The following is a 12,994-nucleotide window of genomic DNA, read 5'->3' on the forward strand; positions in this document are numbered from 1 at the left end:
AGATTAAGGTAGACTGTCTCATGAGTACGATTTCTCCCGATTCAGGCACGCTGACGGCCGCTCAGCCTGCCAAATGGAACAAAACCGACACCGTCTGGATGTTCGGTCTTTATGCCACCGCGGTGGGCGCCGGCACGTTGTTCTTGCCGATCAACGCCGGCCTGAACGGCCCGTTGGTGTTGCTGCTGATGGCGCTGTTCGCTTTCCCGCTGACCTATTTGCCGCACCGCGCGCTCAGCCGCTTCGTGCTTTCCGGTTCCAGCCGCGACGGCAACATTCACGATGTGGTGGTGGAACACTTCGGCGTGCTGGCCGGCAAAATCATCATGGTGCTGTATCTGATGGCGTTCTTCCCGATCGTGCTGGTGTACAGCATTTCGATCACCAACGCGCTGGACAGCTTCCTGATCCATCAGTTCCACGTGGCGCCGCTGCCGCGCATCTGGCTGAGCCTGGCGGTGGTGGTGGTGCTCAATCTGGTGCTGCTGCGCGGCAAAGACAGCATCGTGGCGGCAATGGGCATGCTGGTGTTCCCGCTGCTGGTGTTCCTGATGGGCATTTCGCTGTACCTGATGCCGAGCTGGAATACCGCCAACTTCGTGCATGGCCTGGCCGCCACCCGCTTCGACACGCCGGGGCTGTGGCATTCGCTGTGGCTGGCCGTGCCGGTGATGGTGTTTTCCTTCAGCCATGCGCCGATCATCTCTTCCTTCGCCTCGACCCAGAAGAGCCTGTACGGCGACAAGGCGGAACGCCGCTGTGCGCGCATCATGCGCTACAGCTATGTGCTGATCTGCGTTACCGTGCTGTTCTTCGTGTTCAGTTGCGTGCTGAGCCTGTCTCATGAAGACATGCTGCAGGCGAAAGAGCAGAACATCACGGTGCTGACCACGCTGGCCAACAAGTTCTCCAACCCGCTGATCGCCTACCTTGGCCCGGTGATGGCGATGCTGGCGATGGCCAAATCCTATCTCGGCACCTCGCTGGGGGTGACGGAAGGGGCGACCAGCCTGATCGACGGCGTCACGCGCGCGGTCGGCAAGCCGCTCAGCTCGCGCATGACGCACCGCATCTCGGCGGTGTCGCTGTTCCTGCTCACCTGGGCGGCGACGGTGTGGAACCCCAGCGCGCTGCATATCATCGAAACCATCAGCGGCCCGCTGATTGCGGCGATCCTGTTCATCTTGCCGATGTACGCCGTGCGTGCGGTGCCGGCCATGCGCCAATATCGCGCGGCGAGCAACGTCTTCGTGCTGGTGATGGGCCTGATCGCGCTCTCGGCGCTGATCTACGGCCTGATGTGATCCCCTGGGCGCGCTGGCTCCGGCGCGCCTCTTATCCTTCCTTTACACATCCCTTTGCAATTAATCGCCGGCATGCCGGGCGTTATCTTTGATAATGCAAGCCATTCTCATTAGTATTTCCTGAATGTATTCATGACTAAGGAGTCTTTCGTGCACCGTCGAATCACTTTGCCGGCGCTGGTTTGCGCCGCCTTACTCGCCTCTCCGGCGATGGCCACTACCTATCCGTTGACCCTGACCGACACCTCCGGCCAGACGGTCACCCTCCCGCAGGAGCCGAAACGCATCGTGGTGCAGGACGGGCGCGACATTCTCACGCTGGCGCTGCTCGATCGCGCCAACCCGTTCGGCCGGCTGGTGGCCTGGAATAACCTGCTGAAGAAAAGCGACGCGGCGACCTGGGAAATCTTGCAGAGCAAATGGCCGGCGGCGAAAAACATCATCGACATGGGATTCAGCGATAAAGGTGAAGTGAATCTGGAGAGCGTGATCGCCAAGCGGCCCGATCTGATGATCGCCCAGCTGCGCTCCAAACCTTCCCTGAGCCAAACCGGCGTGCTGGATAAGCTGAAGGCGCTGAACGTGCCGGTGTTGTTTATCGATACCATGCTCAAGCCGGTGGAAAACACGCCGAAAAGCGTGATGCTGTTGGGGGAAACCCTCAACCGCGAAAGCGAAGCCAAGCAATATACCGATTATTATCAGCAGCATTATCAGGCCATTCAGGCCAAAACGCAGGCGGTGGCACCCAAACCGTTGGTGTTCTTTGAAGCCAAGGCCGGTCTGAATGGCCTGGAATCCTGCTGCTTCACCCATGCGCACGTCGGCTGGGGCGCGTTGGTCGAAGCGGTCGGCGCGCGCAACATCGGTTCTGCGCTGCTGCCGGGTGCGACCGGCGACGTGGCGCTGGAAAAAGTGATCAGCATGAAACCGGATGCCTACATCGTTTCCGGCTCGCAGTGGGCCAGCAAGACCAACGCCGCGGTGCCGTTCGGCTATGGCGTGACGCAGCAGCAGGTGGATGAGGCCTTCAACCGCATGAAGCAGCGCCCGGGGTTCTCGCAGGTGTCGGCGGTGAAGGAAGGGCGGTTCTACGGCATCTACCATAACTTCTACAACCACCCGTACAACATCGTCGGGCTGGAGTATCTGGCGAAGTTTATCTATCCGGCGCAGTTCCCGGATATGGATCCGGCCAAGACCTACAGCGAGATCCTCAGTCGCTTTACCGAAGTGCCGGAAGGCAAGGGCATTTTGGGCGCGCAGGCGCCGGCGGGGAAATAACGGCAACGGGCGCGATGTCGCGCCCGTTTTTCATGGTCAGGCGGCGGCCGGTGTATAGGTGGAGATGATCTCCAGCACGCCGTTGATGATGAACTGAACGCCCATGCACACCAGCAGGAAACCCATCAGGCGCGAGATCGCCTCGATGCCGCTTTTCCCGACCAACCGCATGATGGCGCCGGAACTGAGCAGGCAGGCCCACAGGATCACCGCGACCGTCAGGAAGATGGCGACCGGCGCCACGGCCAACACCCAGGGTTCAAAACCCAGCGAATTCGCTTTGACGCTCGACGCCGAGCTGATGATCATCGCGATGGTGCCCGGCCCGGCGGTGCTCGGCATGGCCAGCGGCACGAAGGCGATGTTGGCCGACGTCTTGTGGCGCAGCTCGTGCGACTTGCTCTCCACCTCCGGCGCGTCTTCGGGGCTCTGCTGCGGGAACAGCATGCGAAAACCGATGAAGGCGACGATCAGGCCGCCGGCGATGCGCAGGCCGGGGATCGAAATGCCGAAGGTGTTCATCACCACCTGCCCGGCGTAAAACGCCACCGTCATGATGCAGAACACATAAACCGAGGCCATCAGCGACTGCTGATTACGCTCTTCGCGCGTCATATTGCCGGACAATCCGAGCAGCAACGCCACCGTGGTCAGCGGGTTGGCCAGCGGCAACAGCAGCACCAAACCCAGTCCGATGGCCTGGAATAACTGCAAAATACCCGTCATAAAATAGACTCCCTGTGCAACGTTCAAGCCGCCAAACGGCGGCCCATGAGCTGAACAGCCTAGCCTGCCGTACGCCTGGCGGCAATGGGGATAGCTCGTAACGTTAATTAACCGTCGGCCCGGGCGTTCAGCATCGCCGGCCGGCGAAATTCGTCGGCGGGAGACTCATCGTCATCGCTGCACTCGCCGGCGAGCTCAGGTTCATCCTCACACCCCAGCGGCGCCTCGTTGACCGCAATCGCGCGCGGCACCGAACGTGCGCCAAAATGCACCAGCCCATATAACGTCGCCAATGCTGCGCACGCCACGATGAGGGCTGCGAGTAACCGGTTCATGTTGTGCGCTAAGACCTTGTTCATTGGTGGATAGCGTAAGAATAGTGACGCTAAGGCGGCCTGTCAGCGTAGCGCCGCTGAAAGTAAACGCACGTCTGAAGTCATTATCATTAATTATTTTTAACTGTTTTCACCCTTTAACCGCCTGATCGATGAAGCGAGTCTATAATGGTAAGGCTTTCTGGCATTTCTTTATAATCGAAAACTTAAAAGGAGTTTTACTATGGAAGTGGCAAAAGAATGGGTAGCGGCGAAAAAAATCTCCTGGGGCAGCGTCATCGGCGGCGTGATCACCGTATTGGCTGTTTCACTGTTGCTGTCGACGTTAGGCACCAGTCTTGGATTCTCCATCGTGGATCCGACATCAGACGATCCGATAAGCGGCGCCGGTACCACCGTAGTGATTTGGTCCGCTGTTTCAATCATTATTAGTTTGGCCGCCGGCGCTTTTATTGCCGGGCGTTTGGCTGCTAATGACGGACTTATTCATGGCTTCCTGGTATGGGCGACCTCACTGATTGTGGCGGCGGTGCTGGGGGGGATGCTGGTCGGGTCTGCCGTGAAGGCGACCGGCAATGCGCTGGGCGCTATCGCTTCGACCTCCGGCAGCTTGCTCTCCGGCGCCGGTTCAGCGATTGGCAAAGGGGCATCCGGATTGGCGGACGCCGGCGGTAAAGTGTTTGACAAGTTGGGCATTGACACAACCTTGGAACCTGAACAGTTGCAAGGCGATGTGGTTACGGCGCTTAAAAAAAGCGGTATCCCGTCATTACAGCCTGAATTCATGCAACAGCAGTTGAATGCGGCCAAAACTGATTTGGCGGACGCAGTAAAAGCTCTGGCACTTCAGCCTGACAATAGCGACGCCATTATTAATCAACTGGTCGCCAAGCTTAAAAAACAGGGTGAGGCCATCTCGCAAGATGTGGATCAAGACGCCCTGAAAAAGGCCTTGGCGGAAAATACCGAGATGACGCCGCAGGAAGTGGACCAGACGGTGAAGAATTTGGTCGAAGCCAAAAATAAAACTGCCCAGCTGGTTAATCAGCGTTTGGATGACGCCGAAGCAAAAATCAATCAGGCAAAACAGGAGTATGTGGAGCTGAAACAGAAGGCGCGCGAGCAGGCTGCCGCTGCTGCGGACGAATTGTCGCGGGCCGCATTGTGGTCGTTCTTTGCGCTGTTGATTGGCGCAGTGGTCAGTGCGTTGGCCGGCTTGTGGGGCGTTAACACCAATGTCCGCCGTATCGCGGTATCACCTGCGCAGGCGTAATCTTCAGGCTCCTTTGCGCGTCTCGATGATATAGGGATGAGAGCCTGGAATACTGACGACGATGAAGTGACTGCCAGGAAAGACTGGCCTCACCCCGGCCCAGGTGCCGGGGTTTTTTATTGTTTCGGCGTAATTAACGACCACCTTTCGCGCGGCGCAGGGCATTAGGCATCAATTGCCACGATCCCTGAGAACAGGTGGATACCATAGATGCGCTGTAAATAATAATGAGTGTGATTATGAAACAAGAACTGCATATTTTACTGGGGAAAATCGGCGCATTCGCGCTTTCCGCCGCCTTCATGGGGGCATTGGTCGGCCTGGTGTTTATCGATGTGCACTGGCTGCATAACTTCGTGCATGAAACCTCGTTGACCGAAGCGGCGCAGGAGCTGTTGCTGCTTGCCATCTCCGGCGGTTTCTTCGCCGCGGCTCGGCGACAGGCCGAGCGTCGTTCCGCCTGGCTGCTGGTTGGCGGCTTCTTTCTCTGCATGCTGATCCGCGAGATGGACTTCGCTTTCGATGCGTTGTGGCACGGCGCCTGGGTGTGGTTCGCGCTGGCGGTCGCCTTGGCCTGTCTGTGGCATGCCGCAAGGCATATTGCGGCTACGGCGCGCGGCCTGGTCTATATCGTGTCGCACCCCGGCTACGGCATGATGTGCGCCGGCCTGCTGTGCATCCTGGTGTTTTCACGCCTGTTCGGCATGAGCGCGCTGTGGCAAACGCTGATGCTGGACGGTTACAACCGGGTGGTGAAAAACATGGTGGAAGAGGGATGCGAACTGCTGGGCTACGGCCTGTGCCTGCTGGCCACCCTTAGCTATCTGAAAGGCGTGTTTGCGCCGGATAGAGCGAAAGTGTGAGGGCGGCGGCGCTTTATTTATCCGGAACAATTTTAGTGATACTATTCGCTTAGCCGAATGCGGCTGAGAAGGTATGCGTTCCATTCTGTATACCCAGTGAGGTTTCAATCTGGCAATTGTGGGCGAGATCTGAAACCTGGCTGACCAAACCCAAAATCCAATTTTCGTACTGCATGTGATCTGTCGTGTGGGTCACCACTGTAGATAAGGAATTATTAATGCCTGTTATTACCCTTCCTGACGGAAGTCAGCGTCATTTCGACCACCCCGTTTCCCCGATGGATGTCGCGCGCGATATTGGCCCTGGCCTGGCGAAAGCCTGTATCGCCGGCCGTGTCAACGGCGAGCTGGTCGACGCCGGCGATCTGATCGAATCAGATGCGCAGCTGGCCATCATCACCATCAAAGACGAAGACGGTCTGGAAATCATGCGCCACTCCTGCGCGCACCTGCTGGGTCATGCGATCAAGCAGCTGTGGCCGGATACCAAAATGGCGATCGGTCCGGTGATCGACAACGGTTTCTATTATGACGTGGACATCGATCGCACCCTGACGCAGGAAGACCTGGATCTGCTGGAAAAGCGGATGCACGAGTTGGCCGATAAGGATTACGACGTCATCAAGAAGAAGGTCAGCTGGCAAGAAGCCCGCGACACCTTCGCTGAGCGCGGCGAAATCTATAAAGTGGCGATCCTGGATGAGAACATCAGCCATGACGATCGTCCGGGCCTGTATCACCACGAAGAATACGTCGACATGTGCCGCGGTCCGCACGTGCCGAACATGCGTTTCTGCCACCATTTCAAACTGCAGAAAACCTCCGGCGCTTACTGGCGCGGCGACAGCAAAAACAAAATGCTGCAGCGTATCTACGGTACCGCCTGGGCAGACAAGAAGCAGCTGAACGCCTACCTGCAACGCCTGGAAGAAGCGGCCAAGCGCGATCACCGCAAGATCGGCAAACAGCTCGACCTGTATCATATGCAGGAAGAAGCGCCGGGCATGGTGTTCTGGCACAACGACGGTTGGACGATCTTCCGCGAGCTGGAAGCCTTCGTGCGCATGAAGCTCAAAGAGTACCAGTACCAGGAAGTGAAAGGTCCGTTCATGATGGACCGCGTGCTGTGGGAAAAAACCGGCCACTGGGAAAACTACAAAGACGCCATGTTCACCACCGCGTCGGAAAACCGCGAATACTGCATCAAGCCGATGAACTGCCCGGGTCACGTGCAGATCTTCAACCAGGGCCTGAAGTCGTACCGCGATTTGCCGCTGCGCATGGGCGAATTCGGCAGCTGCCACCGCAACGAGCCTTCGGGTTCCCTGCACGGCCTGATGCGCGTGCGCGGCTTCACGCAGGATGACGCCCACATCTTCTGTACCGAAGAGCAGGTGCGCGCCGAAGTGAACGAATGCATTCGCATGGTCTATGACGTGTACGGCACTTTCGGCTTCGACAAGATCGCCGTCAAGCTGTCCACGCGCCCGGAAAAACGCATCGGCACCGACGACATGTGGACCCGTGCGGAAGAAGACCTGGCCGCCGCGCTGACCGAGAACGGCATTCCGTTCGAGTACCAGCCGGGCGAGGGCGCCTTCTACGGACCGAAAATTGAATTTACCCTGCATGATTGTTTGGATCGCGCATGGCAATGTGGTACCGTGCAGCTCGATTTCTTCTTGCCGGGCCGTTTGGGCGCATCGTACGTTGGCGAAAACAACGATCGCGTCGTGCCGGTAATGATTCACCGCGCCATTTTGGGCTCCATGGAACGCTTCATCGGTATCCTTACCGAAGAATATGCCGGGTTCTACCCGACCTGGATCGCTCCGGTGCAGGTGGTGGTGATGAATATCACCGACAGCCAGTCTGATTACGTCCAGCAATTGACCAAAAAACTGCAGGATGCAGGTATTCGCGTGAAAGCGGACTTGAGAAATGAGAAGATTGGCTTTAAAATTCGCGAACATACTTTACGTCGAGTCCCTTACATGTTGGTGTGCGGTGACAAAGAGGTCGAAGCAGGCAAAGTTGCCGTTCGTACCCGCCGTGGCAAAGACTTGGGCAGCCTGGACGTAAACGAAGTCGTAGACAAGCTGCTGAAAGAGATTCGCAGCCGTAGTCTTCATCAACTGGAGGAATAAAGTATTAAAGGCGGAAAACGAGTTCAACCGGCGCGTCCTAATCGCATTAACAGAGAAATTCGCGCGCAAGAAGTTCGCCTAACCGGCGTCGATGGCGAGCAGATTGGTATTGTCAGTCTGAATGAAGCTCTTGAAAAAGCTGAGGAAGCGGGCGTTGATTTAGTAGAAATCAGCCCAAATGCCGAACCGCCAGTTTGCCGAATCATGGATTACGGCAAATTCCTCTACGAGAAGAGCAAGTCGACGAAAGAACAGAAGAAGAAGCAAAAAGTTATCCAGGTTAAGGAAATCAAATTCCGTCCTGGCACCGATGATGGCGACTATCAGGTCAAACTACGCAACCTGATTCGCTTTCTGGAAGATGGCGATAAAGCCAAAATCACCCTGCGTTTCCGCGGGCGTGAGATGGCGCACCAGCAGATCGGCATGGAAGTGCTTAACCGCGTCCGTAAAGACCTGTGTGAAGATATGGATCTGGCAGTGGTCGAGTCCTTCCCTACGAAGATCGAAGGCCGCCAGATGATTATGGTGCTCGCTCCTAAGAAGAAACAGTAAGGCTTACAAGTAATGGAACCCGCGCGGCGCTTGCGCTGTGTGGGTTTTATTCGCCCAACTGATTCGTTGTTTAACAATGCGAAGTGGATTTAATTAAAATGCCAAAGATTAAAACTGTACGTGGTGCAGCCAAGCGCTTCAAAAAAACCGGCAGCGGTGGTTTTAAGCGTAAACATGCCAACCTGCGTCATATTCTGACCAAAAAAGCAACCAAGCGTAAACGTCACCTGCGTCCGAAAGGCATGGTGTCTAAAAACGATCTGGTCCTGGTTACCGCGTGCCTGCCGTACGCATAAGCCATTTTTTTTGAATTTAGAATAAGACTTTAGGAGAGAGCATATGGCTCGCGTAAAACGTGGTGTAATTGCACGCGCACGTCACAAGAAAATCATGAAGCAGGCGAAAGGTTACTACGGTGCCCGTTCGCGCGTATATCGTGTTGCCTTCCAGGCAGTAATCAAAGCAGGTCAGTATGCTTACCGTGACCGTCGTCAACGTAAGCGTCAGTTCCGTCAGCTGTGGATTGCACGTATCAACGCAGCTGCTCGTCAGAACGGTCTGTCTTACAGCAAGTTCATCAACGGCCTGAAAAAAGCCTCGATCGAAATTGACCGTAAGATCCTGGCTGACATCGCAGTCTTCGACAAAGTGGCCTTCGGCGCACTGGTTGAGAAAGCGAAAGCAGCTCTGGCGTAAGTCAGTAGAAGAGGGAGCTTGCTCCCTCTTTTAATCTTTGTTTTCAGCGACAAATATTGACTTTCATTGCCCGCCGCTATATCACTGGTGGACAATCATCGACAAGGTACCGCAATCATGCACGCAGCTATTTTTCGTTTCTTTTTTTACTTTAGCGCCTGACTTCAGGAGGCTTTGCGCGTAAGAAAAGAAACGAAAAGTAGCGCCTAAGCCTCCCTCGTGGAGGCTTTTTTGTTTTTGGCCATCGTCCCGCCTTGCAAAGCGTTGCGGTGAGAACGGCGGGTACTCAGCCGGCCCTGCGCCGCGCAGGCGAGCTGCCTGGCCGGCAACGCATTGAAAAGTCTTTGAAGATTGCTCAAAGGCGTGTTCGAATAATAGATAACAATTACTTAGGGCCATCCCGGCCAGAGGAAGAGGAAAGCAATGCCACATCTCGCAGAGCTGGTTGCCAATGCCAAGGCAGCCGTAGAAGATGCCCAGGATGTTGCCGCGTTAGATTTGGTGCGCGTCGAATATTTTGGCAAGAAAGGTCATTTCACCTTGCAGATGCAGTCTCTGCGCGACGTACCGGCGGAAGACCGTCCGGCGGCCGGCGCGGTGATCAACCAGGCCAAGCAAGAGGTGCAAGACGCCCTGAACGCGCGCAAGAACGCGCTGGAAAGCGCCGCGCTGAACGCGCGCCTGGCGGCTGAAACCATCGACGTCTCCCTGCCGGGCCGTCGCATGGAAAACGGCGGCCTGCACCCGGTGACCCGCACCATCGACCGCATCGAAACCTTCTTCGGCGAGCTGGGCTTCTCCGTCGCTACCGGCCCGGAGATTGAAGACGATTACCATAACTTCGACGCGCTGAACATTCCAGGGCATCACCCGGCGCGCGCCGACCACGATACTTTCTGGTTCGACGCGACGCGCCTGCTGCGCACTCAGACCTCCGGCGTGCAGATCCGCACCATGAAGAACCAGCAGCCACCAATCCGCATCATTGCGCCGGGCCGCGTTTATCGTAACGACTACGATCAGACTCACACCCCGATGTTCCACCAGATGGAAGGGCTGATCGTCGATAAAGACATCAGCTTCACCAACCTAAAGGGCACGCTGCACGATTTCCTGAATAACTTCTTTGAAGAAGACCTGCAGGTTCGTTTCCGTCCGTCCTACTTCCCGTTCACCGAGCCGTCCGCCGAAGTGGACGTGATGGGTAAAAACGGTAAATGGCTGGAAGTGCTGGGCTGCGGCATGGTGCATCCGAACGTGCTGCGCAACGTGGGCATCGATCCGGAAGTTTACTCCGGCTTCGCCTTCGGTATGGGCATGGAGCGCCTGACGATGCTGCGTTACGGCGTCACCGACCTGCGCGCATTCTTCGAAAACGATCTGCGTTTCCTCAAACAGTTTAAGTAAGGCGGGAATATCACATGAAATTCAGTGAACTCTGGTTGCGCGAGTGGGTAAACCCGGCCATCAGCAGCGAAGCATTATCCGATCAAATCACCATGGCCGGTTTGGAAGTGGACGGCGTGGATCCGGTTGCCGGCGCGTTTAACGGCGTCGTGGTGGGTGAGGTTGTCGAGTGCGGTCAGCACCCGAACGCCGATAAACTGCGCGTCACTAAAGTTAACGTGGGCGGCGATCGCTTGCTCGACATCGTCTGCGGCGCGCCGAACTGCCGCACCGGCCTGAAAGTGGCGGTCGCCACCGTGGGCGCGGTGCTGCCGGGCGATTTCAAAATCAAGGCCGCCAAACTGCGCGGCGAACCTTCGGAAGGCATGCTGTGTTCGTTCTCCGAGCTGGGCATTTCCGACGATCATGACGGCATTATCGAACTGCCGCTGGATGCGCCGATCGGCACCGACATCCGTGACTATCTGAAACTGAACGACAACACCATCGAGATCAGCGTCACCCCGAACCGCGCCGACTGCCTGGGCATCATCGGCGTCGCGCGTGACGTGGGCGTACTGAACCAGGTTGCGCTGACCGAGCCGGACATGAGCCCGGTGCCCGCGACGATTGACGCCACGCTGCCGATCCGCGTTGACGCGCCGCAGGCGTGCCCGCGTTATCTGGGCCGCGTGGTGAAAGGCATCAACGTCAAGGCGCCAAGCCCGCTGTGGATGCGTGAAAAACTGCGTCGTTGCGGTATCCGTTCTATCGATGCCGTCGTCGACGTCACCAACTATGTGCTGTTGGAACTTGGCCAGCCGATGCACGCTTTCGATCTGAGCCGCATCGACGGCGGCATCGTGGTGCGCATGGCGGAAGAAGGGGAAACCTTGACGTTGTTGGACGGCAACGAAGCCAAACTGAACGCCGACACCTTAGTGATCGCCGATCACCAAAAAGCATTGGCGATGGGCGGCATCTTCGGCGGCGAGCATTCCGGCGTCAACGGCGAAACCCAGGACGTGCTGCTGGAGTGCGCTTTCTTCAGCCCGCTGTCGATCACCGGCCGCGCGCGCCGTCACGGCCTGCACACCGATGCTTCTCACCGCTATGAGCGCGGCGTCGATCCGGCGCTGCAGTACAAAGCCATGGAGCGCGCCACGCGCCTGCTGCTCGACATCTGCGGCGGCCAGGCAGGCCCGATTATCGACGTGACTCACGAGAATGAACTGCCGAAGCGCGCCACCATCACGCTGCGCCGCGAGAAGCTGGATCGCCTGATCGGCCACGTGGTGCCGAGCGAGCAGGTCAGCGACATTCTGCGCCGCCTGGGTTGCCAGGTGACCGAACAGAGCGACAGCTGGCAAGCGGTCGCGCCGAGCTGGCGTTTCGATATGGAGATCGAAGAGGATCTGGTGGAAGAAGTGGCGCGCGTTTACGGCTACGACAACATTCCGGATGTACCGGTGCGCGCCGATTTGGTGATGACCCAGCATCGCGAAGCCGATCTGACGCTCAAGCGCGTGAAGACCATGCTGGTCGATCACGGTTATCAGGAAGCGATCACCTACAGCTTCGTCGATCCGAAAGTGCAGGCGCTGCTGCACCCGAATGAAGAAGCGCTGATCCTGCCGAGCCCGATTTCGGTCGAAATGTCGGCGATGCGTCTGTCGCTGTGGACCGGCCTGCTGTCTGCGGTGGTGTACAACCAGAACCGCCAGCAGACGCGCCTGCGCCTGTTCGAAAGCGGCCTGCGCTTTGTGCCTGATAGTGCGGCAGATCTGGGTATCCGTCAGGACGTCATGCTGGCGGGCGTGATCGCCGGCCATACGCACGATGAACATTGGGATCTGGCGCGCAAGCCCGTCGACTTCTATGATTTAAAAGGGGATCTGGAGTCTGTCCTCGAGCTGACCGGTAAATTATCCGAAATTCAGTTCCGGGCGGAAGCCAATCCGGCCCTGCATCCAGGGCAAAGTGCGGCGATTTATTTGCACGGCGAACGCGTTGGTTTCATCGGTGTGGTTCACCCGGAACTTGAACGTAAACTGGATCTTAACGGCCGCACCGTGGTGTTTGAACTGGAGTGGAACAAGCTTGCGAGCCGCGCCGTGCCTCAGGCGCGGGAGATTTCGCGCTTCCCGGCAAACCGCCGTGATATCGCCATTGTGGTGGCTGAAAACGTCCCCGCAGAAGATATTTTGGCCGAGTGTAAGAAAGTTGGCGCAAATCAGGTAGTTGGCGTAAACTTGTTTGACGTGTACCGTGGCAAGGGCGTGGCAGAAGGTGACAAGAGCCTGGCTATCAGTCTGGTATTGCAGGATACCGCTCGTACACTGGAAGAAGAGGAGATAGCCGCTACCGTTGCAAAATGCGTAGAGGCTCTAAAACAGCGATTCCAAGCATCCTTGAGGGATTGAAC

At 57.2% G+C, this 12,994-nt stretch carries 13 protein-coding genes and 1 other annotated feature; of the genes, 11 read left to right on the forward strand and 2 right to left on the reverse strand.

All coding sequences use genetic code 11. The annotated features are described in order from the left end of the window. Positions 1 to 20 precede the first annotated feature (20 nt). Positions 21 to 1,304 carry an SLC5/6 family protein gene (locus HWW83_RS20420; protein WP_089194673.1) on the forward strand — a complete coding sequence of 428 codons (1,284 nt, stop codon included), beginning with the start codon at positions 21 to 23 and terminating at the stop codon, positions 1,302 to 1,304. Positions 1,305 to 1,454: 150 nt separating this feature from the next. Continuing rightward, positions 1,455 to 2,588, forward strand: coding sequence for an ABC transporter substrate-binding protein (locus HWW83_RS20425; RefSeq protein WP_176589516.1), 1,134 nt, complete (start codon positions 1,455 to 1,457; stop codon positions 2,586 to 2,588). 36 nt (positions 2,589 to 2,624) lie between these two features. Here HWW83_RS20425 and HWW83_RS20430 read toward each other — a convergent pair whose 3' ends face one another. Both HWW83_RS20430 and HWW83_RS20435 read right to left on the reverse strand, forming a co-directional pair. Then, positions 2,625 to 3,314, reverse strand: coding sequence for a MarC family NAAT transporter (locus tag HWW83_RS20430; protein ID WP_033652461.1), 690 nt, complete (start codon positions 3,312 to 3,314; stop codon positions 2,625 to 2,627). A 107-nt stretch (positions 3,315 to 3,421) separates the two neighbouring features. After that, on the reverse strand, positions 3,422 to 3,649 hold the full coding sequence (locus tag HWW83_RS20435) for a hypothetical protein (protein WP_047576023.1): 228 nt from the start codon (positions 3,647 to 3,649) through the stop codon (positions 3,422 to 3,424). A 223-nt stretch (positions 3,650 to 3,872) separates the two neighbouring features. On the opposite strand from HWW83_RS20435, the gene HWW83_RS20440 reads away from it, so the two are divergent. The 9 genes from HWW83_RS20440 (at position 3,873) to pheT (ending at position 12,992) form a co-directional block, all read left to right on the forward strand. Continuing rightward, the gene (locus HWW83_RS20440) at positions 3,873 to 4,922 is read left to right on the forward strand and encodes an AAA family ATPase (RefSeq protein ID WP_176589517.1); all 1,050 of its coding nucleotides are present in this window, start codon (positions 3,873 to 3,875) and stop codon (positions 4,920 to 4,922) included. Between the two features lie 239 nt (positions 4,923 to 5,161). After that, positions 5,162 to 5,785: a hypothetical protein gene (locus HWW83_RS20445; protein WP_046686952.1), complete on the forward strand. Its 624-nt coding sequence runs from the start codon at positions 5,162 to 5,164 to the stop codon at positions 5,783 to 5,785. Positions 5,786 to 6,003: 218 nt separating this feature from the next. Further along, positions 6,004 to 7,932: a threonine--tRNA ligase gene (thrS, locus tag HWW83_RS20450; protein ID WP_025159696.1), complete on the forward strand. Its 1,929-nt coding sequence runs from the start codon at positions 6,004 to 6,006 to the stop codon at positions 7,930 to 7,932. Between the two features lie 3 nt (positions 7,933 to 7,935). After that, entirely contained in the window at positions 7,936 to 8,487 is a 552-nt protein-coding gene (infC, locus tag HWW83_RS20455) for a translation initiation factor IF-3 (protein WP_048233542.1), read from the forward strand. Between the two features lie 98 nt (positions 8,488 to 8,585). Next, positions 8,586 to 8,783: a 50S ribosomal protein L35 gene (gene rpmI, locus HWW83_RS20460; protein WP_004931418.1), complete on the forward strand. Its 198-nt coding sequence runs from the start codon at positions 8,586 to 8,588 to the stop codon at positions 8,781 to 8,783. A 43-nt stretch (positions 8,784 to 8,826) separates the two neighbouring features. Beyond that, positions 8,827 to 9,183 (forward strand): 50S ribosomal protein L20, encoded by a 357-nt coding sequence (gene rplT, locus HWW83_RS20465; RefSeq protein ID WP_004931417.1) that lies wholly within the window; start codon positions 8,827 to 8,829, stop codon positions 9,181 to 9,183. A 113-nt stretch (positions 9,184 to 9,296) separates the two neighbouring features. Beyond that, positions 9,297 to 9,419, forward strand: a sequence feature (Phe leader region). Further along, a complete protein-coding gene (gene pheM / locus HWW83_RS25610) occupies positions 9,301 to 9,345 on the forward strand; it encodes a pheST operon leader peptide PheM (RefSeq protein WP_121626058.1) in 45 nt (14 codons plus the stop codon). It overlaps the preceding feature by 45 nt. A 187-nt stretch (positions 9,420 to 9,606) precedes the next feature. After that, a complete protein-coding gene (pheS, locus tag HWW83_RS20475; RefSeq protein ID WP_004931416.1) occupies positions 9,607 to 10,590 on the forward strand; it encodes a phenylalanine--tRNA ligase subunit alpha in 984 nt (327 codons plus the stop codon). A 14-nt stretch (positions 10,591 to 10,604) separates the two neighbouring features. Beyond that, positions 10,605 to 12,992 (forward strand): phenylalanine--tRNA ligase subunit beta, encoded by a 2,388-nt coding sequence (gene pheT / locus HWW83_RS20480; RefSeq protein ID WP_142075452.1) that lies wholly within the window; start codon positions 10,605 to 10,607, stop codon positions 12,990 to 12,992. Positions 12,993 to 12,994: the final 2 nt, after the last annotated feature.

The organism is Serratia ureilytica, from assembly GCF_013375155.1.
In the GTDB taxonomy this organism is placed as follows: Bacteria; Pseudomonadota; Gammaproteobacteria; order Enterobacterales; family Enterobacteriaceae; genus Serratia; species Serratia ureilytica.

Bases quoted from the DNA above. Each gene is read 5' to 3' on its own strand.
- HWW83_RS20420 (WP_089194673.1), top strand. From the start codon at position 21: ATGAGTACGATTTCTCCCGATTCAGGCACGCTGACGGCCGCTCAGCCT.
- HWW83_RS20430 (WP_033652461.1), bottom strand. From the start codon at position 3,314: ATGACGGGTATTTTGCAGTTATTCCAGGCCATCGGACTGGGTTTGGTG.
- HWW83_RS20435 (WP_047576023.1), bottom strand. From the start codon at position 3,649: ATGAACCGGTTACTCGCAGCCCTCATCGTGGCGTGCGCAGCATTGGCG.
- HWW83_RS20440 (WP_176589517.1), top strand. From the start codon at position 3,873: ATGGAAGTGGCAAAAGAATGGGTAGCGGCGAAAAAAATCTCCTGGGGC.
- HWW83_RS20445 (WP_046686952.1), top strand. From the start codon at position 5,162: ATGAAACAAGAACTGCATATTTTACTGGGGAAAATCGGCGCATTCGCG.
- thrS (WP_025159696.1), top strand. From the start codon at position 6,004: ATGCCTGTTATTACCCTTCCTGACGGAAGTCAGCGTCATTTCGACCAC.
- rpmI (WP_004931418.1), top strand. From the start codon at position 8,586: ATGCCAAAGATTAAAACTGTACGTGGTGCAGCCAAGCGCTTCAAAAAA.
- rplT (WP_004931417.1), top strand. From the start codon at position 8,827: ATGGCTCGCGTAAAACGTGGTGTAATTGCACGCGCACGTCACAAGAAA.
- pheS (WP_004931416.1), top strand. From the start codon at position 9,607: ATGCCACATCTCGCAGAGCTGGTTGCCAATGCCAAGGCAGCCGTAGAA.
- pheT (WP_142075452.1), top strand. From the start codon at position 10,605: ATGAAATTCAGTGAACTCTGGTTGCGCGAGTGGGTAAACCCGGCCATC.